Source organism: Spirosoma rhododendri, from assembly GCF_012849055.1.
Taxonomy (GTDB): domain Bacteria; phylum Bacteroidota; class Bacteroidia; order Cytophagales; family Spirosomataceae; genus Spirosoma; species Spirosoma rhododendri.
The window spans coordinates 1,700,199-1,726,587 of record NZ_CP051677.1 but is presented as its reverse complement, the minus strand read 5'-3'; the positions used below and the strand labels follow the sequence as shown (position 1 = coordinate 1,726,587).

Below are 26,389 nucleotides of genomic sequence, written 5' to 3'. Positions count from 1 at the left end.
GCTGGGGGTGAGGGTAAATCACTCCTCCCACCCGAACGACCGCTCGACGGCTTTTTGCCAGCCGCGCATCAGGCGGGTACGCTGGGCGTCGTCCATGTGGGGTTCGTAGGTGCGGGCCACACCCCAGTTCTGGCGGAGGTCGTCCAGGTTTTTCCAGTAACCAACGGCCAGGCCAGCGGCATAGGCGGCACCCAAGGCCGTCGTTTCGGTCATGCGCGGGCAAACGACCGGGCCGTTGAGCATATCGGCCTGAAACTGCATCAGCAGCGAATTGACGACCATACCACCATCAACACGCAGCGAACTGAGCGACACGCCCGCATCCTGCTCCATCGCCCTGACTACGTCGACGGTTTGGTAAGCAGTGGCTTCCAGCACGGCGCGGGCGATGTGTGCTTTCGTCACAAAGCGGGTCAGACCCGCGATGACGCCCCGCGCATCGGCTTTCCAGTGGGGAGCGTACAGGCCCGAAAAGGCGGGTACGAAATACGCGCCACCGTTATCATCGACCGAGCGGGCCAGCTTTTCAATGTCTGTGCTTTTCTCAATCATGCCGAGGTTATCGCGCAGCCACTGCACCAGCGCACCCGTAATCGCGACGCTGCCTTCCAGCGCGTAATGCGCCGGCTGCCCCTCGAACTGATACGCCACCGTTGTAAGCAATCCACAAGTCGACGGGCGGAGTTCGGTGCCGGTGTTCATCAGCAAAAAACAACCCGTGCCGTAGGTATTCTTGGCCTGGCCCGGTTCGTAGCAGGTCTGCCCGACGAGCGCGGCCTGCTGATCGCCCAGGATACCCGCAATAGGTACGTCGGGCAAGACTTCGGAGGTGACGTTACCGTACACTTCGCTGCTGCACCGGATGGTTGGCAGCATGGCGCGGGGCACGGTAAAATCGCGCAGCAGCTCGTCGTCCCAGTCGAGGGTGTGCAGGTTCATGAGTTGCGTGCGGCTGGCATTGGTAACATCGGTCAGGTGCAGGCCGTTCTGTACGCCCCCGTCAGGTGCCAGACCACAAACGTATCCATGTTACCAAAGCAGGCATCGCCCCGATCGGCGTCTTCGCGCAGGCCCGGCACATTGTCGAGCAGCCATTTGAGTTTCAGACCGCTGAAATACGTCGCCAAAGGCAGACCCGTCTTTTCGCGAAACCGATCCTGTCCCAAGCCATCGGCCGAAAATTGCGTGACCAGATCGGCGGTCCGCATATCCTGCCAGACAATGGCATTGTAGTACGGTTTCCCCGTCCGGCGATTCCAGACGACGGTTGTTTCGCGCTGATTGGTGATTCCGATAGCCGCAATGTCGTGGGCCGACAGCCCGGCCTTGATGCGGGCAAGAGCAATGACTTCCAGCGTATTGCGCCAGATTTCGTCGGGGTCATGCTCCACCCAGCCGGGCTGTGGGTAAATCTGTTTGTGTTCTTTCTGCGCCAGTGCAACGATTTGCCCCTGCCGGTCGAATACGATACAGCGGGTGCTGGTGGTTCCCTGGTCAATAGCGGCTATATAAGCAGACATACATGTGGGGTTGGTAAGAAGTTTAGGAGGGTATGTTTTGGCGGCAAGTTACGGGTTCCGCCGATACCTTATATGCCCCGTTTTCAGGCCAATAAACGGGGCTAAAAATTCGTTAGAGTAACACCCGCCCGGATTTCTAGTATCTTGGGCGCGGAAACGTTCTTCGTTGATTCACTCGTATGAAAATCAATACTTTACCCGCACTGTTAACTGTCCTGGGGCTGACGGCGGGACTGTCGGGCTGCAATTCGGCCATGCAGGCATATAAAAAAGGTGTCCGCCACTACGACGCCGGGGAATACAATCTGGCCCTGACGCAGTTTGAAAAGGCATCGAAGGGTAACATCGACCCGGCCCGGCTAAACTACTACATGGCCGAGTCGTACCGACAGTCGAACCGGTTTGCCGAAGCCGCGCCATTCTACCAGAAAGCCATCGACGCCAAAACGACCGAACCCAACGCGCACCTGTACTACGGCTACGCGCTGAAGTCGGAAGGCCGCTACCCGGATGCTCTCGCGCAGTTGCAGCAGTTCGTAACCGATGCACCAAAGACCACGGCCAAAGCCACGCTCGACAAAGCCCAGCGCGAAGTCGAAACGCTGAAAGCCATCAACCTCATCGCGCAGAACAAATCGCTGATTACGCTGAAGAACATGGGTGGTCTGAACTCGGCAGGGGCCGAATTTGCACCGGTCGTGAAGGGTGATGAACTCGTGTTTACGGCTTCGCGCAAGGAAACGCAGTACAAGAATAACGGGCAACAGATGCTCGGTCTGTACAAAACCAAACTGCCCTCGACCGACGAAACCGGCGCAACAACAGCAGCCGGTGCACCGGAGAAATTCAGCACCAACATCTTTCAGGGCGACGTCAACGAAGGGACCCCCGCGTTCTCGAAAGACGGCAAAACGATGGTATTCGCGCGGGGAAACAACGGCAAGCGCAAAGGTGGCCTGGATGTCGACCTGTACCTGAGCCGGTTGGGTGAGGGCAACGCATGGAGTCAGCCAATCCGGTTGCCCATCAGCGATTCGACCGCCTGGGACGGTTCACCGGCGTTCTCGGGCGATAGCAAGACGCTGTATTTCGCATCGAACCGGGCCGGTGGCGCGGGCGGCATCGACCTCTACAGAACGAGCATCGACGCGTCGGGCCGGTTCAGCCGTCCGGTCAACATGGGCCGCGACATCAATACGCCGGGCGATGAGATGTTCCCGTACGTCGGTCCCGACGCCAAACTGTATTTCGCATCCGACGGGCACCCCGGTCTGGGCAAGCTCGACGTATTCGTAGCGACCCGATCGGGTGGGGTGACGCGGGTTGAGAACATGGGGCAGCCCATCAACTCCCCCGCCGACGATTTTGGCCTGATCTACGTCGACCCGACGAAGGGCTATCTGGCATCGAACCGAACGGGCGGCAAGGGCGACGACGACATTTACTTTTTCCGGGAAGGTCCCGAAACCGATACGACCACGACAATCGTAGAGAAGAACACGCCGGGGGCACCCAAGACAGTTCGCTACTTCCTGGCCGGTACGGTATCGAGCAACGACACGCCCGTGACGCCCCTCGACTCGGCGCGGGTACGTATTCTGGACGACGCAACGGGCGAGCCTATCGCCGAAGCAACGACTGGTCAGGCGGGTACGTTTGGCAAGTATCCGTTGCAGGAAGGAAAAGACTACACGGTATTGGCCGAGCGCAAAGGCTACCTGACGCGCCGGGAGCCGTTTACGATGCAGGGTAAGAGCATTCCGCAAATTTTCCTGACCAAGCCGCAAACTGACACGACGTTCAATGTTGCCCTGCTACTGGACAAGGGAACGCTCAACAAGACATTCGTGCTGGAGAACATATACTACGACTTCGACAAGTTTAACATCCGCCCCGACGCGGCCGAAGAACTCGACAAGCTGGTGACGATCATGAAGGATAACCCAACGCTAAAAATCGAGCTGGGTTCGCACACCGACGCACAGGGTACTGACTCGTACAACAACAAGCTGTCGCAGAACCGGGCGCAGTCGGCAGTTGACTACATTATCTCGAAAGGCATTGATACCAGCCGGATTACGGCGAAAGGTTATGGCGAAACGCAGCTAGTGGTGAAGAACGCGAAAAACGACGAGGAGCATCAGCGTAACCGTCGGACAGAATTCAAGATTCTAGCCATTTAAGCGGGCATATCTCAGTTAGTTAAACGGGTAATTCTAAAACTGAAGGCAACAATACGCCCGGTTTTGGCATTACCCGTTTGTTCTTTGTCATCCCGACGCAAGGAGGGATCTTCTGTAATTAGTGATAAAGTCTCCGGCTACCGAAGATCCCTCCTTGCGTCGGGATGACAAAATAGCTTGACCACACTGCATACTATGAGCGATAAACTCCGGCAATTTCTGGTTGTCTTTACCATCGTCAGCCTGATTGTGATGAACGCGCTGTCGAACACGGGTGCATTTGGCGGGCAAACCAACGGCACTGTGTCGGCGAAGTACCCGACACTCATCACTCCGGCGGGTTACGCCTTTTCCATCTGGGGACTGATTTTTCTCGGCCTGCTCATCTTCGCGATTTACCAAGCACTTCCCGCTCAGGCTACCAACCGCCGGTTCCGCGCAGCCGGTCCGTGGATCATTCTGAACGCCATCTGCAACGCGATCTGGAGCCCGATTTTCAACCAAGAATGGATTGGTATGGCGCTGCTGATTATTCTAGTGATGTTCTTCAGCCTGCTAATGACTGTGGAGAAATTAGAAATAAGTTCCCGGCTGGATATCCCCGATCCGGCTTCTACACGCGAAACGTGGCTAGCCCGAATCCCCTTTCTTCTTTACTTCGGCTGGCTTACCGTCGCGACGATTCTGAACGTCGCGGTCTACCTGAAAGCCAGTAATTTCCCCCTATCCGGCCTGTCCGAAAGCACGTGGGCTGAAGTCATTCTGGTCGTCGGCTTGGTTGTCGGCACGTACCTGTTCAACCGGTACCGGAGCGTCGCGTACATACTGGTATTTGCGTGGGCATACGCGGCTATCGCGGTGAAACAACAAGCCAATGCGGGCGTACTTGTCGTGGCTGGAGTGGGGGCTGTAGTTGCCGTTGGCCTAGCTATCGCAGGTCTGGTATCGCGCCGGACGCCGAACGTAGCGTGACCCCTACACGTTCACCTGCTCCTGCAAATACGCTACCATCTTCGCCAGGGCGCGGGAGCGGTGACTGATCGCCCGTTTCTCCTCCGGGGCCATTTCGCCGAACGTTTGGTCATAGCCGTCGGGTTGGAAGACGGGATCGTAACCGAAGCCGCCCGTTCCACGTGGTTCGTCCACGATTTTGCCGTTGATCGACCCCTCAAACTGATGCTCAACCCCGTGCAGGACCAGCGTAAACACAGTGACAAACCGCGCTTTGCGGCTGGGTTTACCCTGTAGATTGGTCAGTACTTTCTGGATATTTTGGCCCGCATCGCGGCTACCCGAGTAAAACGCCGAATCGACGCCCGGTTCGCCATTTAGCGCGTCGACTTCCAGCCCCGAATCGTCGGCAAAGCACGACACGCCGAAGTGCTTCCAAACATAATCGGCTTTCTGGCGGGAATTACCGGGTATCGTACCCGACGTTTCAGGAAGTTCGTCTGTACAGCCGATGTCTTCCAGCGTTTTCAACACGAACGCCCCACCCAGTTGCGCCGACACTTCAGCCAGTTTATTCTTGTTATTCGTCGCGAAGCAAAGGTCCATCTAGGGTTCAAAGTTTATAGTTTAAGGTTTAACGTTCTATACGACCAAACGTTAAACCCTAAACTATAAACTTTGAACCTTAAACCAGCGCCAGCCTACCTGCGCCCCCGGCCACCGCGCCGGTTTTCGCCTTTGGCGGCTGCGCCTTCGTTCCGGCGACCTCCGCTGGCTTTCCGGCTGGCCGATACCTGCGACGACCGGCGGTCACGGCTGGAATTCGACTTGTGCTGATTACCAGCGTCTGTCACCCGGCCCGCTTTGTCGCTGACGAGCGTGTAGTCCATACTGCGCCGAGCGAGGTTGGTTTCTTTCACGCGCACTACGACCGGGTCGCCGAAGGTGTACATCTTCTTCGTACGCTGCCCGACGATGCGGAAATTGTCTTTGTCGTACTCGTAGAAATCGTCGTTCAGGTCCTGCATCCGCACTAAGCCTTCGCAGTTGTTTTCCGTGATTTCTACGAAAATACCGAATTCCGTAACACCCGAAATCACGCCCTCGAAGGTCTTCTCGGCATCCATCCGGCTCATGAATTCGACCTGCTTGTACTTGATACTCGCCCGCTCAGCGTCGGACGCCATCTTCTCGCGGGCCGACGCGTGCTTGCACTGCTCTTCCAGCGGCTCCCGCGCTTCGGGCTTGCCCTTGTCGAGGTAGTGTTGCAGCAGGCGGTGCGCCATCATGTCGGGGTACCGGCGGATGGGCGAGGTAAAGTGCGAATACCGGCGGAAACCCAGGCCGAAGTGGCCAATGTCTTCGACGCTGTACCGCGCTTTCGACATCGTCCGAATCGCCAGTTGAGACAGCATACCGGCTTCCGGCTTCCCTTCGATGGTTGCCATAAACTTGTTCATCGAGCCAGACAGGTGCTCATCGTCCAGCTTGAGTTTGTAGCCCAGCCGCCCGGCGAAATCGGCGAACAGTTGCAGTCGGTCGCGGTCAGGACCTTCGTGGATACGGTACACCATCGTGTTTTCGTCGCCCTTCTTCGAGAGCTGATGCACGTACTCGGCCACGCGCTTGTTGGCCAGCAGCATAAACTCCTCGATGAGCTTGTTGGTATCCTGCCGCAGCTTCGGGTAAACCGACAGCGGCACACCGTTTTCGTCCAGCTTGAACCGCACTTCAACCGTCTCGAAGTTGATGGCACCGTGCCGGAATCGCTCGTCGCGCAGTTTGTAGGCCAGTTCGTTGAGCAATTGCAGCTCCGAGAGATAGTCGCCGTTGCTGTTGTTCAGGATGTCCTGCGCTTCTTCGTAGCTGAACCGGCGGTTCGAGTGAATCGCCGTCCGGCCAAACCATTCCTTCACGATGTTGGCGTCGGGGGTCAGTTCGAAGACGGCCGAGAAGGTTAGCTTATCTTCGTTGGGGCGCAGCGAGCACAACCCGTTCGACAGTTTTTCCGGCAGCATCGGCACTACCCGGTCGACCAGGTACACCGACGTCGCCCGTTTGAAGGCTTCCTCTTCCAGCCGCGAACCAGGCTTCACATAGTTTGTTACGTCGGCGATGTGGACCCCGATTTCGTAGTTACCGTTGTCCAGAAACTGCACCGACAGCGCATCGTCAAAATCCTTGGCGTCGACGGGGTCGATGGTGAAGGTTGTCACCTCACGCATATCGCGTCGTTTGGCGAGGTCCTTCTTCAGAATCTTCGTTGAAATAGCTTCGGCTTCAGCCTCCACGTCAGCGGGGAAATCAATCGGCAGCCCGAACTCAGCCAGGATGGCGTGCATCTCGGTGTTGTTCTGCCCGGCCATACCCAGCACCGTCACGACCTCGCCCTCGAACCGCTGCTTGCTGCTGCGGGGGTCGGGAAATTTCGTGATGCGGACAATGACTTTCTCGCCGTCGTTGGCCGCGCCCAGCTTGTCTTTCGGAACGAAAATATCGTCGTAGATCTTCCGGCTGTCGGGAATAACGAAGCCGTAGGTGTCCCAGACCTCGATGCGCCCGACCAGTTCGGTACGGCCCCGCTCAACGATGCTGGCCACTTTGCCCTCGGTGCGTCGGCTGCGGTTGCGCGAATCAGTGTACAGCACCACTTTCACGCGGTCGCCGTCGACGGCTCCGTTCAGATCGTCGGTCGACACCCAGATGTCGTTGTCGCGGTCGGCGCGGGTACCCAGCGGACTCGTGGGAATGACGAACGCGAAGCGCGAATTGACGTGGTCGACGGTACCTTCCAGCGTGTTGGCGTCGGGTTCGGCACTGTATGACCCGTCGGGGTTACGCACCAGCGATTTTTCCTTAACCAGTTCGGCAATCAGGCCGTGCATCATCAATTGCACGCGCCGGTCGCCGGTATCGTAATGGTCAACGATCTGATCGACCGTGAACGAGTCGCCGTCGTTGATCTGAAAAAACGCCATAATGTCGTTTTTCAGTTCGTCCAGAAACACATCGCCCGACCGAACGGCCGTGCGCGACGATGCCCGTTCGGCACCTTTCTCGCGGGAGCGGCTCGTAGCCGACCGGCCACCGCCAGCCCCCTCCGGGCGTGTGTATTTGTTTTGGTTTGGTTTTTTCATGTTTTGGAGGGTTCAAGGTTTGTGGTTTAACGTCCGGTGTTAACAACTTTAAACGTTAAACCACAAACCTTGAACCCATATAAAATCTATGCGTGTAAAATTCCTTCCAGTCCAAGCGTCGGCACCGTCACGAGGTTATCCTCCACGATGCTGTCCGGGACGAAGATGAATTTTTTGTCGAAAATCTGGTCGCCGATAAAGTAGCTGACCCAGTACTCATTGTTGAGATGAAACACGTCGGGCATGATCGTTTCAACGATCTCGTGCGCGCCGGGATTGATCTCGGTAAAGAAGTGCCGCAGGGTCGACGTTTTCTGTTCTTCGTCGTCTTTCAGCCCGTAGCCTTTCGAGGTAACAAACACGTTCTTGATCGGCACGGCATTCTGGTTGATGATAAACACCCGCCAGTCGTACTCGGCCAATTCATTCTCCTGCCGGGCCACGGCCACTTGTACGCCCTCGACGGGCAAAAAATTTATGTCTTTTTTCATGCTGATTCAGTCAGTCGCACCGCACCAGTTTGGGCGGTGCCTGCCGCGCTCTTACGGCGAAACCCGGCAGAATGGTTAGTATACAAAGGCGAATAACGCGCCCAGATGCTGCCGCACCCGGTCGGCGACCTCGTCCAGCGGCACATCATGCCCCAACTCGGCCGACAGCGACGTTACGGCTTTGTCGGCAATGCCACAGGGCACAATATGGGTAAAATACGACAAATCCGTATTGACGTTCAGCGCAAAACCGTGCATCGTTACCCAGCGGCTTGCCTTCACACCCATTGCACAGATTTTGCGCGGACGCTCCCCACCGTCGTAGTCGAGCCACACGCCGGTCAGGCCGTCGATGCGCCCAGCCCGTAACTCATAATCGGCCAGCGTCAGGATGATGGCTTCTTCGAGCAACCGCATGTACTGGTGAATGTCGGTGAAGAAGTTTTCCAGGTCAAGAATCGGATAGCCGACGAGCTGACCGGGACCGTGGTAAGTGATGTCGCCCCCGCGCCGGATTTTGTAGAACGTCGCGCCGTACTCGCTTGCCAGCCGCGCTTCGTCGATCAGGAGGTTGCTTTCGTGGCCGCTCGTACCCAGCGTGTACACGGGTGGGTGCTCGCAGAACAGCAGGTAATTGGGCGTTGACTGGTGCGCATCAGCCGATAGATTACGATTGGCCAGTTTCAGGGCTACAATGTCGGCAAACAGCCGTTCCTGCTCGTCCCAGGCGTCCTGATATCCGATCCGGCCGAGGTGCCGCACGCTCACTTGCTTATTCAGTGTACTATTCATTGTTTTACCACTCCGCGATGCTTCGCTACTGTATAACAGGCAGCAAGCGGGCTTCGTTCGGCTCACCGTAACACACTGATTAATGGCACAACACAACGAAACCGGCCGGCAGGGCGAAGCCGAAGCCGCCCGCTACCTGCGTGAGAAAGGCTACGAAATTCTGGCCACCAACTTCCGCTACCAGCACGCCGAGATCGACTTAGTCGCGCAGAAGGGTAAACTGCTGGTGTTTATCGAGGTCAAAACCCGCACCGGCACGGCCTTTGGCAACCCTGAAGAGTTTGTCTCGTACACCAAGTCGCGGCTGGTGATGAAAGCCGCCGAACACTACATTTTCACCCACAACTGGCACCACGACGTGCGGTTCGACATCGTCGCGATTCTGGTGTCGGGCAGTGGGCAGCAGATCCGGCACATCGAAGATGCTTTTAGCTGATTACTGGCCTGGAAAAGGGAGCGGCCATTGATTGCTGGGGGGTAAACGGGCTAGCTCCTAACCAGCAAGTCTACAGTTCGTTACCGGGTTTCTAGCCGTGAATCGCCAGGCTTCGACAGAAAACAATATCCTAACTAAAAATGATGATGGGTTCAGCAACTATAGTCACTATTTCGTACGTTTATATACCATACAAACCAGGCACTCTTTAACTCGTACTATGCACCTGTTTAACGCTTTACGCCAAACGCTGTTCGTTGCCGTGGCAGGCACCGTTGTATTGTCGTCCTGCAAGCGTGACCCCGACGTTACCCCGTCGACGGCAGCTACGACCACGCCCACAACGTCGACGAGTACGTCGACTAACCAGACGGTCAACGACTGGATTCTGGGGAACATGAGCTACTACTATTACTGGAACGATAAAATTCCGGCCAACCCCGACAAAACGCTCTCGCCCGACCAGTTTTTCGATTCGATTCTGTACAAATACAACGCGACCAGCAACCCCAACGGCGACCGCTTCTCCTGGATTCAGCAGAGTGCCGACGAGCTAAAGGCCAGCCTGAGCGGAGAATCGAAAACGACGGGTATGGAGTTTAAGCTCTATCTGCGGTCGTCGGGATCGACGGACGTAATCGGGTCGGTGCTGTATGTGTATCCCGGCTCACCCGCCGACAAAGCCGGGATCAAGCGTGGCGATGTGTTTTCCAAGGTTAATGGCACGGGCCTGACCACGACGAACTATTCGACGCTGCTCTACGGCGATGGCGATACCAAGACGTATACACTCGCCGAAGTACAATCGACGGGAATTGTCGATACTAACAATACGAAGTCAGTAACAGCGGTGGTGTTGCAGGAAGACCCCGTCTTCATGGATTCGGTCTATACATTTGGCGCGAAGAAGATTGGTTACGTCGTTTACAACCAGTTTGTTCCCGGTCCGAACGGCAGCTCCGTAGCGACCTACGATCAGAAGCTGGATGCTATTTTCGGCAAGTTCAAAGCCAAAGGCGTCAACGAACTGATTCTCGATTTCCGCTATAATCCGGGTGGCTACGTGTCGTCGGCAACCGCGCTGGGCGGTCTGATCGCCAAAGGCATCGGGACTAAATCGGTATTTGTGCGTAAAGAATGGAATTCAACCGTTACGCCAGCATTGGAAAAGCAGTACGGCACCGACTTTTTCTATGATTACCTCACCCAGAAAGCAAACAACATCGGCGACAATCTATCGCAGGTGTATGTGTTGACCACCAGTGGTACGGCTTCTGCCAGCGAACTGGTTATCAACGGACTGCGCCCTTATTTTGGACAGAAGGTGTACACGATCGGGACCACATCATATGGTAAGAACGTTGGCTCAATCACGATCTCCGACAATACGGGCAAGATCAAGTGGGGTATGCAGCCTATCGTCAGCAAGTCGTTCAACAAGGACAACGAATCAAACTACTCAACGGGCTTTGTTCCCAAGGTTGAAGTGCGCGAACCGCTCAACATGCGACCACTGGGCGACGTAACCGAGCGGATGCTGAGCGAAGCCATCTTCCAGATCAGTGGTACGCGCACTGCCCGCCGGGGTGCCGATGAATCGACCATACGAACGGTAATCGGTTCGTCGATCGAGCGGAAAGCGGGGGGGAGTAATATGTTTTTTACGGTCGATAAGGCCTTGCCAGCAGCCGGCCTGTAAAGACGGCGTTCGTAAACGCAGAAAGGCAGGCTTCGGTCTGCCTTTCTGCGTTTAAACGAAAGGCTATTTTTTTTGTCCAATTATTACGCCTTATTGACCAATACGGCACCAATGAAAGACGCAGGCCGGTTGCGTATATTTGCTATCGGTCATCTCGTCAGTAAGCTACCCGTTCCAATGTACGACAAGAATATAGGTACCAAGCAGAAAGCGTTACGCATCAACCTGGACCGGCGGATTTACGGCTCGTTTGCTGAAATCGGCGCAGGGCAGGAAACGGCTGCCATGTTTTTCAAAGCGGGCGGTTCGTCGGGTACGATTGCCAAAACCATGTCGGCCTACGACATGACGTTCAGCGACAGCATTTACGGTGTTGAAGAAAGCGGCCGGTACGTGGTTGAGTCGCGGCTAGTGAAGATGCTGAGTAAGGAATACAGCCTGCTCGAAAAGCGGCTGGCCGAAAAGCGCGGCCCCGACACCACATTTTTCTCCTTCGCCAACACGGTCGTTGCGCTCAACTACCAGAAAACCAACGATGCCCACGGCTGGATCGGCTGCCGGTTTCAGCTGACGCCCCAGTCTGGCTATAACGACGTGATTATCCACGTCCGGATGCTCGACAACGAGAACATACTGCAACAGCAGGCACTCGGTATTATCGGCGTTAACCTGATTTACGGCTGCTATTACTACGCCAAATCACCCGAAACGCTGGTACTGTCGCTGATGGACGATCTGATAGCGGAACGTATTCAGATCGACATGATCCGCTTCAATGGCCCCGACTTTGCCGAGGTCGATAACAGGCTGATGACGCTGCATCTGGTGAAAAATGGCTTTACCGACGCGGCCCTGTTCGGCTCCGACGGGCAGGTGCTGCAACCTTCGGAAGCACTGTACAAAAAGCATATCCTGGTGATGCGCGGACGCCTGCGCCCCCTCACCAACGTGCAGCTCGACATGATCGAGAACGGGGTGAAGCAGTTCAAAGCCGAAGACGACGTCGATGAGAACCGGGTAGTGTCGATGGCGGAGCTGACCCTGCACAATCTGAAAGCAAATGACAAGGAGATCGACGAGAAAGACTTTCTGGACCGGGTCGATATTCTGTGCTCGATGGGGCAGACGGTGATGATCTCCAACTACCTGGAGTATTACAAGCTGGTCGCTTATCTGGCCCGACTTACCCGGCTCAAATGTGGTCTGGTGGTGGGCATTCCCAATCTGGAATACATCTTCGACGAGGGCCACTACGAGTTTCTGCCGGGCGGTATCCTGGAATCGTTTGCAACGCTGTTCAGCAAGAAAGTCAAGCTGTTCGTGTACCCCACCCTGCGCGACGGTGCAATCTACACCTGCGACGATTTTCACCTGCCCCCCCTGCTGGAGCCGTTGTATCAATACCTGATTCTCAACGATAAGATCGAAGCTATTCGTGATTACAACGAGGAAAACCTGCACATCTCGACCGACGGCGTGCTGGAGTTGATTCAGGCTGGGCAGGAGGGCTGGGAAAAACTGGTGCCTGCGCGGGTAGCCGAACAGATCAAGAATAATTGCCTCTTTGGGTATCCGTGCGAAGTTGAGTACGTACCGATCGGGCAGCAGGTGCGGCAACAGCAGGAACAGGTTGTGGCCGACGTTACACCCAACTAGGGGGTTTGGTACTCAATGGTCGCATTGGCAAACGAGCGGGCAAACTGATCGACCAGCCGGTTGAGGGCCAGGAAGCCTGCTTTCGTTTCGCCTTCGTTGGTAAACGGCTGGTCGGTATCAGCCCAGTCGGAGGGGCGCCCCTCGGCGGTAAAGTGGGCCGTGCCACTCTCAACGCTGACCAGTATGCGCATTGACGGTTCAACGCCTTCGTTCAGCTCCGTCGACAGCGCGTATTTCTGCTCGTCGGTTTGCTCGATAACGTATTCCTGCGTTTCTAGAAAGCCCGATACGGCCCGGAACAGCGCGGAGTCGGGCTGTGTCGTTACCAGGTCGATGCCGGTGGCACCCGCTGGAACAGCCCCGGCCTGACCTGTACGAACGGTCGGGTTACTTCCCGACTGGGCATAACTGCGGTGGCAGATCAGTACCAGCGCGAACAGGCAAAATAGCAGCGATTTTTTCACGGTTTAAAGGTACCACGTACGGCCCGGTTATCGTTGGGCAGCTTACGAGTTGTTTATCCTTCTCCCTATCCGTTTATGAAAGGCAACGAACTGGACTGGTATTTAAATATCGGCTTTTTCCGCATGCACCAGGATATGTTTACCTGCCAGTATGTGGTACACGACAACGTAGCCTGCCCCGTTCACTGGCTCCGGCTACGAATTGCTGACGTTAGCCTTGGCGAAAAGCAGCGTCGCCTGATTCGGATCAATGCTGCGTTTACGGTAACGACTCAGCCGTTTGTGCTGACCAGCGAAGTCGAAACGCTTTACGCGCAGTATAAAGCTACTATGACGTTTGACGCGCCCGAATCGGTTACTTACTGGTTGACAAACGGAAATCGGTACGCGGTTTTCGACACGTATTCGGTTGAGGTGCGCGACAACGGACGGCTGATTGCCGTGGGTATTTTCGACAGGGGCAACCAGAGCATCGCGGGTATCATGAACTTTTACCACCCCGACTACGCCAGATATAGCCTGGGCAAGTACCTGATGCTGGAGAAAATCCGGTACGCGCAGCAGCATAGCAGGTCCTACTATTACCCCGGCTATCTTGTCAGCAACTACCCTAAGTTCGATTATAAACTGTTTCCCTGTCAGGCCGCTACGGATGTGTTTGATGCGGGTACACACCAGTGGCTTCCGTTTGCGTGGAACACGGTTCAGCGGCTTGCTACCGACATTTTCAACGAAATGCAGTATGACCCTTACACCGACAGCTAACGTTATTTGGTGGCCGGGTCGATAACCGTGACCGTGTACGTAAACGCCCGGACCTGCCCGCCTTTCCGAACGTTCTGAATCGACACCTCGTAGACCTGATCGCTGCCGGGTTTGGTCACGGCGTCCATCTCCCAGATCAGTGCGTTATCACCGTAATCGGTATCATCATCGCTGACAATGGTGGCGGTCACGGCTTTTCCATCCTTCTTTATGTTCACTACGCTGTTAGAGAAATCGGCACCAGCCATGTGAAACGACCACCGGGGAAATACCAGCTGGTAAGGAATGTATCCGGCCACGGGCCAGCAGACATACTCGTCGCGGGTCGCCATTCGGGTTGTCGAAAACGCACTAAGATTCATCGGCAGCGCATTGTACGCTATTTTCGACTTCGGGTGAAGCATGTTACCCGTACCCATCACAGTGACCACGGGCGACAATAGCCACCGGCGGTGGCCGACGTCGGCATTGTTGTCGCCTTTATCAGCAATATACTGCGTAATAAAATCAGGGTTTGTTCCCCCGGTCTGCGCCAGATTGGAATTAACAACGGCCCACTCTCCTTCGGTCGAACGGCACCTCCAGCTTTTCTTCACCGTGTGTGTCAGCACACCGGCTTCGCCCAGCATCAACACGGCTTTTTGTGCCTTCCGGTTCAGTGAATCGGCAAAGACGACCTTGCCTTCTATCCCCGCCATTGCCCGGTAGTAATTGATCCGGCTTGCCTGCGCGGCTATGTACGCAGTCGACACTTTGCCTTCATTACACTCGCTGGTATTCCCGACCCAGTTCATGAGTGGCATACTGACAAATTCTTTCATGTATGCGTCAGTCACCGCCTGTCGTTTTGTGATATTGATCAGAGTTGACAGAGTACCGATTGACTGAACTACAGGCTGCGGCAACGGATCGACGGTCCCGGCAGGCTGGCATCCGTACAGGGCACCGGCGCAGCAAACCATGCCAATGCCTACTCGAAGAGGAAGGAGGAGCGGATGGGTTGTCATAGCAGACGTAGCAGGTTAGTAAACTATTGCCTACTACGCCATCAACAGCTTTGCCAATAAGCTCATATACCCCGCTAAGGCAATTTATTTCCCTAAAATAGCCCCGTGTTCACGTGGACACGCCTTATACCGACTATCTTCAATTTTTAAACCATATATATTTTCTGTTTATTCTATTTATTTTTTGGTACCTAAAACCGTATTTATTGGCGGTATCATCCGCACAAATCGGCTAACAGAACGGCTGTTATTTCGTTGTAATGAATATCATCAAGTCAACTCTACCTACTAACTAGACATCACACTATGGCTAATCAATCGGGCTACCAGCCGGGCGACGTTGTTACACTGCTGGAAGGCGGCACATCGCCCATGACCGTGAAATCGGTAAAGAACGACGGCATGACCGTCATGTGCGTACCCAACAACGATTCGGATGCCGATGAACAAGAATTCGACGCAACGAAACTGACGAAACTGAAAGAAGACTAAGCCGTCTTCCGTAAAACGGGCGTCGCCCGGTACGATCAATACGACCGTGCCGGGCGACGCCCGTTTCTGTTTGCTTATTTGGTGGCCACGTCGGGCGGAGTAACCTTGTAGCCAAGCTGCGTCATGATCGATGCCGTGTCGTGATAGATGCGGGCACCAGCGATTTTACCGTTGATTATCATCATCAGGTACGTGTATGGAAACGTGATAGTCTTGCCAGACTCCGTAAAGGTGTAATCACCCCAGATAGACACCCAATCGCCTTTGTACGGGCCTGTCTTCACCCGAAACGACAGCGGTCTAACCACAACCTTTCTGTTTTTTTGATTGACATAGGTTCGTTGCCAACCCTGCATTGTCTCATCAATCATACTCGAATCGGCCATTGCCGGGCCGTATGCCTTAAAGCCAGGTATAACCATCGTTCGGGCCTTCGCCTGGTCCTCGTCGATAACGACGGCCTTGATAAAATCGGTAGCGATTTTGATGTCACGATCAGCGTTGGGGTTCATCTCTACCCCCTCTTTCTGGAGATTGTCAACGACCATCTGCGCGTTGACCGTGGAGAAAGAAATAAGGAAGCAACCAATTAGTGTGGGAAGCGGAAAGCGAAACAGCGTTTTCATAGGGGTAAACAGGGTTGGTTTATGGTTGAACAAGGGAAATACAGCGGTGTACAAAAGTTGAGTTGGTCAGACCGACGGAATGCAGTGAATGCGTAGGTACCTGATTAGCTACGCAGAAGTCTTTGAGTGGCCGACTCAATGTGGTTCATCCTGCTTACATGGCTACGGCTATCGGCTCTTCGCGTCGCGTATTGAACCGGGCGTTCAGGTAGTTTCGGGCAGGCACTTCAATAAAGCGATAGGTGAACGCAGCGACGATAAGCGTCACCACAACCAGCAGAACTGCGAATTGCTGGCCCGGTACAAAATTGTTCGTTACTATATCGCCGAAGCGGGCAAACATTGTTGGGTTCGCCTGAATGCCTATTGCGTCGACCGTTAACATAATCGGCAAATGCACCATATAAATCGAGAAGGATAGGTCACCCAGCCATTGAAAAGGCCGCTTCGTCAGTGTGTGTTTTACCCAACCCGTTTGGTAAGCAGCCGACAGGATAACGACGGGAAACAGGGCAATCACGAGTAGGTCACTGGCAGCTTCGTGCATGAGCAGTACGCAGAGGAAAAAGACCACGCAGAAAAACAGGCTGCTCCTCAGCAGGAAACGGCCTGTCTGCTGGCGATACAGGTCATAACTAAGTGCACCGACGATAAAGCCAGCCGCACAACGAAACAACCCCCAGTTGGAAGCGAGGTTCATGGTAGTCGTGTGCATATTGCTGGCGTATGGTGCTGCATAATACATCAGCCAGAGGTACATGCTGGCAACGCACAGCCAAAGGGCATACCTGATCCGGGGAAACTGCCGAATCCAGCCGACAAAAAACGGGAATAGCATATACATCCACCACTCCGTACTGAGCGACCAGGAAGCACCGTTCATGGGCGTCCAGTCGAAGAGGTGAAATGCCTGAACGAACAGCAGCGAAGCGGGTACTCCCCAGTAACTAAAGGCATCCTGAATACCCGGGTCAATCTGTGTAGCGGTATGCCGAATGTGAATTATGGCCAGCAATGCCCATAACATGGTAACTAAATGAAGTGGATAGACGCGGGCAAACCGAGCACCTATGTAGTGCCAATACTGGTGTCGGTGTACTGAGTAGGTGAATGTATCACTATATACATGACTGATTATGAAACCACTCAGTATGAAAAAGAAATCGACCCATAAATAGCTCTGATTGAAAAACATCGTCTGAGCCGTATCGACAAATGGCAGGGCCAATCGCTGGGCATGTAGCAGAACAACGCACAGGGCAGCGATACCGCGCAGGGGTGTAAGCGTGGAGAGGTAAGCAGGCTGGTTCATCAGGAAGGAAGCGGCCGGAACGTGTAGAACCGACCGGGGTTATTGATACCCCCAAAACTGATCGATGAACCCGCTGAAACCTAGTTCACCGACTGGACAAACCCTGGACAAACGCTTTATACGGGCTCCAGCAGTGAGCGAACGGTATTATCGGTGGCTTCGTCCACCTTTTTACGCAGGCGGTAGCGGGCCTTATGCACACTGTCGACCGACACGCCCAGCATATACGCCATCTGCTTGGTGGGCACCTGGAGTTTCAGCAGGGCCAGCAACCGCAGTTCGGCGGGCGTCAGGTTGGGGTGGGTCCGGTGCAGATCGCCAAAGAATGTCGGGTAGACCTGCTCGAACAGATGGCGAAACTGAAGCCAGTCTTTGCCCGTCAGAATACTGCTGTTGAGCAGGGTCATCACGCGGTCGTTATGCGCCGGGTCAATTTCGGGCGTACGCTGCCGAGCCGTGGTCAACTCATCCGACATCCGCTCGATCAGCGCATTTCGTTCACTCAGGCTAGCCACGTACTGATGCAACTGCGCCTGCGCCGACGCCAATTTAACGTCGGCTTCCCATCGTTGCTGCCGCTGCCGCTGCCTGATTACGTACCAGCCCGCCAGGCCCAGCAACAGCAGAGCCGCGATAACGACGTTCCGCACCAGAACAGACCAGTGCCGGTTCGTTTCACTCTGCTTCAGCGTGCTCAGGTATTGCTCGGCCCGCAGATTACCTTCGGCAACAGACAAAGCCTTGTTGCTCATCTGCCGCATCAACGAGTCCTTACAGGTAAGCGTTGAGTCGAGGTAGCGGGTTGCCAGCGCGAAGTTGCCCGTCTTCCTGTAATAGGCGGTCAGCGTTTCGTAGTAGGGAATTGGGTGCTGCTTCTGTTCGCCGTGGAATAGCTGTTGGGCCAGTTCGATGTCTTGCTTCGCCCGGTCGGTACTATCCAGAAGCAGGTGAATCCGGGCAATGTTCAGTGCCGACAGGGCGGCATTGACCGGCAACGTTTTCTGAAGAATAGTAATTCGGGTCTGGAGATACGGTAATGCTTCCCGGTAACGACCGGCGAGCCGAAGCGTATTACCCAGGTTACCGCTACCCAGCCCGATGTAATCGAGGTTGCGCCGTTGCCTAGCAATGGCGATTGTCCGGTGGAACGCCTGTTCGGCCAGCGCGTACTGCCCAAGTCGCTGGTAGGCCATACCAAGCGTGTTCCACTCAGGGTACGTATCGATCAGCCCGTTTTCGTGGTAACGCAGGGCCGTTTTCAGATACTCAATGGCCTTCTGGTAGTCGCCCACTTGGTAATACATATTTCCGTAGATGCTTAGGTACACATTGCCCTCCGGCAGGTGAGTGTATCCGATCTGCTCGAAGGTGTGGCTGGCCTGTAAAAGCAGCCGTAAGGCGTCCTGACGGTTTCGACCACTAAGAAACAAATCAGTTCCGTAGAGCATATGAAATGAAGCGCGCACTACCGCAACCGGACACCGCTCCATCACCGATTCGGCGTCCCGATAAATACGAAATCTCGTATCTGTATTTCGCGTCATTTCGACCCGGTGGTGAATGGGCAGGAGGGTAGCGTACCAGTATAGCTTCTCGTCGTTCAGGTGCTGCGCCAGTGCCCGCACGCTGTCGAATCGGATTACTACGGGGGCTATGGGTTCGGTTGGCTGGCAAGTTCGCAGCCAGTGGCGGCTCTGCTTCCAGAGTGCCACCACCCGCTGATCGGGTGTCAGCCGGGCGAGTGTATCGACCGGCGCGTGAGCACGTGCGAAGGTACACAGGCACATAAGCAACAGAAAGACGATACGAGACACCCTCACAACCGATTGACAGACAACGCGTTTCACATACCCTAAGTAAACAAAATCCCCCGACCAGTGCAAAGGCAGATGTGGGCCGGGGGATGAACGTATTGATATGGTATATGAAATAGCGGGCAAAACGCTTCGGGTGGGTAATAAACCTCCCGAATCACGCGCCAGATCGGTAGCCAGCCACTTAATCGGTCAGCAACACTCGTTTGGTAACACGCAGTACACCCTGTTGCAGCATGAGCAGGTAGCTACCCCGCTGTACGTCGCTTACCGGTACTCGAACGACGTTTTCACCGACTACAGCCTGATGCGTTTTCTTCAGCACCGGGCGGGCCTGCATATCCAGCAGTTCGACAACGGCTTCGCCATTGACTTCGGCCTGATACCGCAGCCAGATTTCGTCTTTAGCCGGTACGGGATAGATCGATACCGCTGCCGGTTCGCGGGATTCAGACAGCACCTCCGCGCCGATACGGGGGCTACCCGACGCGACCAGCCGCGCACCGGCCCAATCGCCGTGGTCGCCACACCCGTCGCCGTTGTTGAGAACCATTAACCGGAGAATCTGCTTTCCGCGTACATCCAGACTCAGTGATTTAGTAGGCGAAGTGGGGCCCATAGCACCGCTGTCGTAGATGAGTGCATTATCGGCGTATACCCGAAAAATGACAGACCCGCAGCTAGTGTTGCCCACTTCGTCGTCGATACCAATATCGGTCAGAAATGTGCGGTAGCGCCCGGCGAGATTATACATAATGTCGGAGTTGGCGTGGCAGCCTAGTCCTTTTTCATACGTAACTCCATTAAGTCTCAGCGTTGTACCATCGTTGTCGCCGGTATTTCCGTTGCTGCGATCGCGCTCGGCGGGGCCGTAACCGTTGCTCATACCAATCCAGTTGAGGTCTGACAAGTAGACGGGATTGGTCGTTCCGTCGTTGGCGCGAAACAGTATCAGCGACGAAAACGGGGGTAACGTTGCCTGTCCTGTGTAAGCTTTATTCCAGCCATCGATGTAATTACCATCCAGCGGTACAGAGATAGTCCCGGCCGACGTATTGCAGTAGAATTTGATGTACTCAGCCGAATTGCCGGACTTGATGTATGCAGCCGGACTATTTAGCGAGCTACCATCTTTTGTGTACTGACTTTGCCACTGCCACAGCTGAAGCAGCGCACCCGTTGTGTTATTAACGACCGTCAGGATCTTTCCGGCATCATTGGCCGGACGCGCGTACACGTTCTTGTCAAACGTACCGTAACTCAACAGGTCGTTGGCATTCGACTCGTATTTGGCCACCAGCTGACTGGCGGTACGGCTGACCAGCGCATTGTTCTGCACGATATTGTTGCGCATCGGACAGCTACCTCCGTTGTGCATCAGTGCCAGTTGCGTTTCGTTATTGCCAAACGACGTATTATTTGTCAGCGTAATGTTGGACGTACCATGCAGGTAAATTCCGTAGCCGTAGCAGTTGAATACGGTATTGCCGGTTACTTCGGCGTTGGCGGTGCAGTCGTCGAGGTAGATGCCGTGGGCGGACGTGTTGCTTTTGTACGACGTACCTTCCCACGGCCCGTTCCCGGCATACACAATGTTCGACAGAATACGCATATTACTCTGCGACTGTCCGTTACCGTTCCAGGTGTATATGCCTCCTCCGTCACCTTTGGCCATGCAGTAACTGGAAATCAGATTTCGCTGGATAGTTGTACCCCTTGTAAACGTGATAGCGTTGTAGCCGATGTTGTCAACGACATTGTTTTCGATCAGCGTATTCGCTCCGTGGGTTTGCAGGCCGACGTACTGCCCATCGCCACTACCGCCCCGACCCGGTACCAGCCCGATGCGCTGAATAGTCGTACCCCGGCAGGTGAAATTTGCGTAGCTGCTTACCGCAACACCGTTGTTATTCACATCTACGACCCGACAGTTATCGATCAGCACCCCGCTCCCCGACCCGGTCAGCACGATACCGTCGGTACCGGCGTTGGTTATCTCGACCCCTGAGAATGTTAGATTGTTACTGTTCGTCGCTCGTATACCCGCCGTCTGCGTCTGCGTGATCTGCATGTTACGGACCGTAACGTACGACGCTCCGTTTAACGTAAGTCCATCACTGACCGTTGCGGTAATCGTCCGGCCGTTGGGGTTGCTCTGGTTATCGAACAACTGGATCGTTCTGGTCGACGGGTTATAGTACCACTCGCCCACTTGATCGAGCGTGGCCGGGTGGTTCTGAATAAAAAATCCCCAGCCATCGGTGGGCGTGTAATTACTGGTGTAACTGAGCTGGAGCGTATTGCCGCTTTGCCCGGTAATGGTTGCCCGGTCGAGTATCCAGTGCACAGGCCGGATCACGGCTTCGCCCCCCGCAAAGCTGGCGGGAAGGCCCTGCTGACTGGTTAACTGCGTTTTCCCGTTGTGCGATTGTACTGTCAGATAGCCTTTGGTAGCCGCTGACAGATTGGGATAACGCCCCAACGGCAGCGCCGTCCCGTTGCTATACACACCCGCCACACTGTTCCCGCAAGTAGCGCAGCCTGCCTGCCAGACGTTATTGCCTACGCTGGTCCAGTTGCCGACAGGCACCGCCCCCGTTAGAATCGGCTTCGCCCCCGACCCGTACGCATCGACGACAATCGGCTTTCCGTCCGTACCCAACTGATTGATGGTTAGTGTACCGGCAAACGTATCGCCCCGGCGGAACAGCACCTGATCGCCCGGCTGCAAGGCAAGCTGACTAGCCCGACTGACAGACTGAAATGGCGACCCGGCAGATTTGCCATCGTTCGTATCGCGCCCCGAACTGGCGACGTAGTAAGTGGTTTGTGCGTGGCTGACGAATGAACTACTAATGGTCCCGAGCAGAAGAACTGAGCATACAGGAGTCAGTAGCCGGGTACGGTAGGGAAACGTTGGCATCGATGGTAGTCATTAACGAAAGCTGTCGGCTGTATGGGCGCTGCTAACAGCGGCACGACCGGCGCAACAACTTTCCGATGGATAAAGTAGTCTATGTCAGCGTTTGGCTGACCCTTGCTCCGCCAGCCAAAAACTATACCGACCGACATCCATCCACTCACCTTCTGACCACCAGCAACCGGCCCGGTTGCCAGCCGACCGCTTACTCAGGCATTCGCCCCATTTCACCGAGTTGACGGTCTCATCGAGCGACTTACCAGTAGAAAAAGAGCACCGGAGCGCACGTTGAATCAACAGACAGGGGTTGTATTATTCCGTCGACAAGAGCCCCGTCCGGCCAGTCAATAGTTTTGCCAATAGCGACCATTCGCCAAATTAAAAAGCAGCTCTACCCAATTACGGTCTGGTTTTACCCCGCTCCCGCGCCGGGTTATGAACCATAGCGCCCCGCACCGGTTCTTCCAATCAGCAACGCTACCCGTCCGGGTCGCCTGCCAGCTACTCAACTCAACGTATGCCTAACACCCCACCGCAATCTGAATCCTTCGCCGACGACCAGTTCATTCACGTTCGCGGGGCTCGCCAGCACAATCTGAAAAACGTCGACGTAGCCATTCCCCGCGATGCACTCGTCGTGTTCACCGGCGTATCGGGGTCGGGTAAATCGTCGCTGGCGTTCGGGACGCTCTACGCCGAAGCCCAGCGCCGGTACCTGGAGTCGGTATCGCCCTATACTAGGCGGCTGTTCAACCAGATGGCCGTTCCCGAAGTCGACAGTATCGATGGGTTACCACCGGCCGTTGCCCTGCAACAACAGCGCGGTCAGCCGACGACCCGCTCGTCGGTGGGTAGCGTCACCACGCTGTCGAACCTGGTCAGGATGCTGTATTCGCGGGCTGGGCATTACCCGCCGGGGCTGGGTATTTTGTACGCCGAATCGTTTTCGCCCAACACGCCCCAGGGTGCCTGCCCCACCTGTCACGGCACGGGCAGTATTTACTCGGTTACGGAAGAATCGATGGTGCCCGACCCGTCGCTGACGATCCGGCAGCGGGCCGTTGCCGCGTGGCCGCAGGCGTGGGGTGGGCAGAACCTGCGCGACATTCTGGTATCGCTGGGCTACGACGTCGACCGGCCCTGGCGCGACCTGCCGAAGGAGCAGCGCGACTGGATCCTATTTACCGACGAGCAGCCCACCGTTCCCGTCTATCCTGGCTACACCCCTGAGCAAACGCAGCGGGCACTCAAGCGGAAACAGCCGCCAGACTATATGGGTACGTTCAGCAGTGCCCGGCGGCACGTGCTGCATACGTTTGCCAACACGCAGAGTCAGCAGATGAAAAAGCGGGTGTCGGCCTACATGCTTCACACCACCTGCCCGACCTGCCACGGCAAACGACTCCAGCCCGATTCGCTGCGGGTTACGTTTGCCGAACTCGACATCGCCGATTTCTCCGAGCTACCGCTCAAACGCCTGACCAGCCTGCTACAACCCTACGCCGATGGGCAGGCCGACAGGTACCGCCAAACGCCACCCGAACAGGCCGAAGTGATCCGGCGCATTACGGCAGATCTGGTGGCCCGACTTGCCGTTCTGCTCGATCTGGGGCTAGGGTATTTGTCGCTGGAACGCAGCACCCCTACCCTATCGCCGGGCGAACTCCAACGGCTGCGGCTATCTACGCAACTGTATTCAAATCTGTTCGGCGTCGTGTACGTACTTGATGAACCCTCGGCGGGGCTGCATCCGTCCGACACCAAAGCATTGCTAGCGGCATTGGCGGGGTTGAAGCGGGCCGGAAACTCGCTATTCGTGGTTGAGCACAACCTGGATGTGATCCGGCAGGCCGACTGGCTGGTCGACGTGGGACCGGGTGCCGGTTCGCTGGGGGGCGAAATTCTGTATAGTGGCCCACCAGCGGGTCTGGCCGAAATCAACTCATCACAGACACGGCCTTATCTCTTCGCTACCGGCAACGCCCACGTTGGCCACACCCTCCGAATACCCACCGGCCACGTACAGCTAACCAACATCAGCCGTAACAACCTACAGTCGCTGGACGTGGCTATACCGCTGGGGGTACTGACGACTGTTACTGGCGTGTCGGGGTCGGGAAAATCGACGCTGATCAGTCAGGCGCTGGTCGAACTAGTCGCCCGTTATCTGGGGCAGTCACTACCTGCCGATGATGACGATACATCGGATGAACCTGGCCCAGTCACCACGAGCGGACAGTTGGGTGGTGATATCCAGCGGATCAAACGGCTGGTGCAGGTCGATCAGAAGCCGATTGGCCGTACCCCCCGCTCCAACATGGCCACCTACACCGGCCTGTTCGACAACGTCCGCAAGCTGTTTGCGGCTACCCCGGCCGCGCAGAAAGCCGGGTACGACGCGGGGCAATTTTCGTTCAACGTCGCCAAAGGCCGCTGCCCGCACTGTCAGGGTGAAGGTTTCGTGATGGTCGAACTGCTGTTTCTACCGAGCGTGTATTCGCCCTGCCCGGTCTGTCACGGTGCACGCTATAACGACCAGACGCTGGCGATCCGCTACCGCGACAAAACCATCGCCGACGTACTCAACCTGACGGTCGATGCCGCCATCGATTTTTTCAGCGACGACCCCACGATACGACGCCCATTGACGGTACTGCACGATGTGGGTTTGGGGTATTTGCGGCTGGGTCAGCCCGCGACTGAACTATCGGGTGGGGAAGCGCAGCGTATCAAACTGGCAACGGAACTCCAGCGCACCAGCAACGGGGCCACGCTGTACATCCTCGACGAACCAACCACCGGCTTACACCCCGCCGACGTCGACCGGCTACTGGTTCAACTAAGCAGCCTGGTCAACGGCGGTAATACGGTCGTCGTCGTTGAGCACACCATGCGGGTCGTTTCCGCCAGCGACTGGGTTATCGACATGGGGCCGGGGGCCGGCGACGAAGGCGGCCACATCGTCGCGCAGGGCACACCCACAGACGTAGCGGCCAGTACGGCCAGCCGAACCGCTCCATATCTGAAGCTGTATCTGAATTCGCTGGATGGTTGACGGCCTTCTAATGATACAAAGCGTTCTCGTACCGTCTCAACCGATCTACGGTAACGGCGATGTATTCGGGCTTCATCAGCGTGGCTTTTCGCTGATTCCAATTGGCAACGGCCTGATGCAGCAGGGAAACATTGAAACGTGTTTCGGGCTGCTCATCGAGTATCATGTCGACCGTGGCCAGCAGTTCCATACCCAGGGGGGACTCGAATCCATCGATCAGGCTGTGCAGTTGGTGCTGAGCCTGCCGCTGTTCGGGCGTGCAATCCGTCTGAATATAATCCCGTATCTGACCGATCTTTTCTGGATTAATCTGCAATGTATCGAATGGGCCAGCCTCATTCTGTTTCATACCCGTCAGATAGTAACCGTCCAAATCGTTTAACGCATATCGCAGTTTAGAGGCATACGGTCCGTACTTATGCCGCTCAAATACCAGATTTCGGTCAAACTTCAGCCCTAGCCGTTGCAGCAGGTAGACAATCTTCTGAATTTCCAGCAGTGTCAGATCATAACCAAGCTCTTTATAACGAATTAACCCATTCAGTACGATGGCCCGCAACGGAGTAAGGGGAGGGGCTGGCTTTGTACGGGCGCGGGGAGTTTGATAGGCAGCGTCGGATGGTTCGTAAATAATGATGTCGACGTCGGGCAGCGCCTTTACTTTATCTAAAATGAGTGGTTTAACGACGCTCCACTGCAAACCGCCATTACCGCTTCCCAGTGGGGGCATGGCAATCGACCGGATGTCTAGACGGGTAATTTCGCTGACCAAGTCATCCAAGCCGTGCTCGATATAGCTTAGCTTGGAAAAGCCCTTCCAATGCTCTTTTGTCGGAAAATTGACGATGTACTTGGGTGTCAGCAGGCCGGTTTCTGTAATAAACATCTGCCCCACTACTACCTCTCCCCGCGCGCAAGCCTCTTTATAGCGTAAGTAATTGTCGTAGTATTTGTCTTTAAATTGCAGGGCCACACCTTTCCCCATAACCCCTACCGTATTGACGGTATTGACCAGTGCATCGACCGTTTCGGCGAGCAGATTTCCGGTTTTGTAGGTGATCGGCATATA

19 protein-coding genes and 1 pseudogene are annotated in these 26,389 nt (G+C 55.5%); 8 read left to right on the top strand and 12 right to left on the bottom strand.

All coding sequences use genetic code 11. From position 1 onward, the window contains the following. Window positions 1-18: 18 nt before the first annotated feature. A pseudogene (glpK, locus tag HH216_RS07055) lies at window positions 19-1,520 on the bottom strand (glycerol kinase GlpK). Between the two features lie 179 nt (window positions 1,521-1,699). On the opposite strand from glpK, the gene HH216_RS07050 reads away from it, so the two are divergent. Both HH216_RS07050 and HH216_RS07045 read left to right on the top strand, forming a co-directional pair. Further along, complete coding sequence (locus HH216_RS07050; RefSeq protein ID WP_174842700.1) at window positions 1,700-3,703, top strand: OmpA family protein; 2,004 nt, start codon at window positions 1,700-1,702, stop codon at window positions 3,701-3,703. A gap of 195 nt (window positions 3,704-3,898) precedes the next feature. Beyond that, on the top strand, window positions 3,899-4,675 hold the full coding sequence (locus HH216_RS07045; protein ID WP_169550150.1) for a tryptophan-rich sensory protein: 777 nt from the start codon (window positions 3,899-3,901) through the stop codon (window positions 4,673-4,675). A 3-nt stretch (window positions 4,676-4,678) separates the two neighbouring features. On the opposite strand, the gene rdgB is transcribed toward HH216_RS07045, so the two are convergent. From rdgB to lipB, 4 genes are all read right to left on the bottom strand, one after another. Next, window positions 4,679-5,260, bottom strand: a complete 582-nt coding sequence (rdgB, locus tag HH216_RS07040) for an RdgB/HAM1 family non-canonical purine NTP pyrophosphatase (protein ID WP_169550149.1) — start codon at window positions 5,258-5,260, stop codon at window positions 4,679-4,681. Window positions 5,261-5,355: 95 nt separating this feature from the next. Next, window positions 5,356-7,791, bottom strand: coding sequence for a ribonuclease R (gene rnr / locus HH216_RS07035; RefSeq protein WP_169550148.1), 2,436 nt, complete (start codon window positions 7,789-7,791; stop codon window positions 5,356-5,358). Window positions 7,792-7,877: 86 nt separating this feature from the next. Next, window positions 7,878-8,282 carry a hypothetical protein gene (locus HH216_RS07030; protein ID WP_169550147.1) on the bottom strand — a complete coding sequence of 135 codons (405 nt, stop codon included), beginning with the start codon at window positions 8,280-8,282 and terminating at the stop codon, window positions 7,878-7,880. Between the two features lie 75 nt (window positions 8,283-8,357). Continuing rightward, window positions 8,358-9,074, bottom strand: coding sequence for a lipoyl(octanoyl) transferase LipB (gene lipB / locus HH216_RS07025; RefSeq protein WP_169550146.1), 717 nt, complete (start codon window positions 9,072-9,074; stop codon window positions 8,358-8,360). 82 nt (window positions 9,075-9,156) lie between these two features. Here lipB and HH216_RS07020 point away from each other — a divergent pair, with 82 nt between their 5' ends. The 3 genes from HH216_RS07020 to HH216_RS07010 all read left to right on the top strand — a co-directional run bounded on the left by HH216_RS07020 (window position 9,157) and on the right by HH216_RS07010 (window position 12,865). After that, window positions 9,157-9,510: a YraN family protein gene (locus tag HH216_RS07020; RefSeq protein ID WP_169550145.1), complete on the top strand. Its 354-nt coding sequence runs from the start codon at window positions 9,157-9,159 to the stop codon at window positions 9,508-9,510. A gap of 220 nt (window positions 9,511-9,730) precedes the next feature. Continuing rightward, the gene (locus HH216_RS07015; protein ID WP_169550144.1) at window positions 9,731-11,209 is read left to right on the top strand and encodes a S41 family peptidase; all 1,479 of its coding nucleotides are present in this window, start codon (window positions 9,731-9,733) and stop codon (window positions 11,207-11,209) included. Window positions 11,210-11,386: 177 nt separating this feature from the next. Then, the gene (locus HH216_RS07010; RefSeq protein ID WP_169550143.1) at window positions 11,387-12,865 is read left to right on the top strand and encodes a TonB-dependent receptor; all 1,479 of its coding nucleotides are present in this window, start codon (window positions 11,387-11,389) and stop codon (window positions 12,863-12,865) included. On the opposite strand, the gene HH216_RS07005 is transcribed toward HH216_RS07010, so the two are convergent. Then, window positions 12,862-13,329 (bottom strand): hypothetical protein, encoded by a 468-nt coding sequence (locus HH216_RS07005; RefSeq protein ID WP_254448715.1) that lies wholly within the window; start codon window positions 13,327-13,329, stop codon window positions 12,862-12,864. The genes HH216_RS07010 and HH216_RS07005 overlap by 4 nt on opposite strands. Before the next feature lie 75 nt (window positions 13,330-13,404). On the opposite strand from HH216_RS07005, the gene HH216_RS07000 reads away from it, so the two are divergent. Further along, window positions 13,405-14,094 (top strand): GNAT family N-acetyltransferase, encoded by a 690-nt coding sequence (locus HH216_RS07000; RefSeq protein ID WP_169550142.1) that lies wholly within the window; start codon window positions 13,405-13,407, stop codon window positions 14,092-14,094. 2 nt (window positions 14,095-14,096) lie between these two features. On the opposite strand, the gene HH216_RS06995 is transcribed toward HH216_RS07000, so the two are convergent. Next, window positions 14,097-14,915, bottom strand: coding sequence for a CAP domain-containing protein (locus HH216_RS06995; RefSeq protein ID WP_169550141.1), 819 nt, complete (start codon window positions 14,913-14,915; stop codon window positions 14,097-14,099). Window positions 14,916-15,407: 492 nt separating this feature from the next. Between HH216_RS06995 and HH216_RS06990 the strand changes: the two genes are divergently transcribed. Continuing rightward, window positions 15,408-15,593, top strand: a complete 186-nt coding sequence (locus HH216_RS06990) for a hypothetical protein (protein ID WP_169550140.1) — start codon at window positions 15,408-15,410, stop codon at window positions 15,591-15,593. Between the two features lie 74 nt (window positions 15,594-15,667). On the opposite strand, the gene HH216_RS06985 is transcribed toward HH216_RS06990, so the two are convergent. From HH216_RS06985 to HH216_RS06970, 4 genes are all read right to left on the bottom strand, one after another. Then, window positions 15,668-16,219, bottom strand: a complete 552-nt coding sequence (locus HH216_RS06985) for a nuclear transport factor 2 family protein (RefSeq protein ID WP_169550139.1) — start codon at window positions 16,217-16,219, stop codon at window positions 15,668-15,670. A gap of 154 nt (window positions 16,220-16,373) precedes the next feature. Further along, entirely contained in the window at window positions 16,374-17,531 is a 1,158-nt protein-coding gene (locus HH216_RS06980; RefSeq protein ID WP_169550138.1) for an acyltransferase family protein, read from the bottom strand. 116 nt (window positions 17,532-17,647) lie between these two features. Further along, window positions 17,648-19,318 (bottom strand): tetratricopeptide repeat protein, encoded by a 1,671-nt coding sequence (locus HH216_RS06975; protein WP_169550137.1) that lies wholly within the window; start codon window positions 19,316-19,318, stop codon window positions 17,648-17,650. A gap of 211 nt (window positions 19,319-19,529) precedes the next feature. Further along, window positions 19,530-22,268, bottom strand: a complete 2,739-nt coding sequence (locus tag HH216_RS06970) for an NPCBM/NEW2 domain-containing protein (RefSeq protein WP_169550136.1) — start codon at window positions 22,266-22,268, stop codon at window positions 19,530-19,532. A gap of 514 nt (window positions 22,269-22,782) precedes the next feature. Here HH216_RS06970 and uvrA point away from each other — a divergent pair. Continuing rightward, a complete protein-coding gene (uvrA, locus tag HH216_RS06965) occupies window positions 22,783-25,320 on the top strand; it encodes an excinuclease ABC subunit UvrA (protein ID WP_169550135.1) in 2,538 nt (845 codons plus the stop codon). A gap of 7 nt (window positions 25,321-25,327) precedes the next feature. Here the strand turns inward: uvrA and darG are convergent, their stop codons facing one another. Continuing rightward, window positions 25,328-26,386: a type II toxin-antitoxin system antitoxin DNA ADP-ribosyl glycohydrolase DarG gene (gene darG / locus HH216_RS06960; RefSeq protein WP_169550134.1), complete on the bottom strand. Its 1,059-nt coding sequence runs from the start codon at window positions 26,384-26,386 to the stop codon at window positions 25,328-25,330. Window positions 26,387-26,389: the final 3 nt, after the last annotated feature.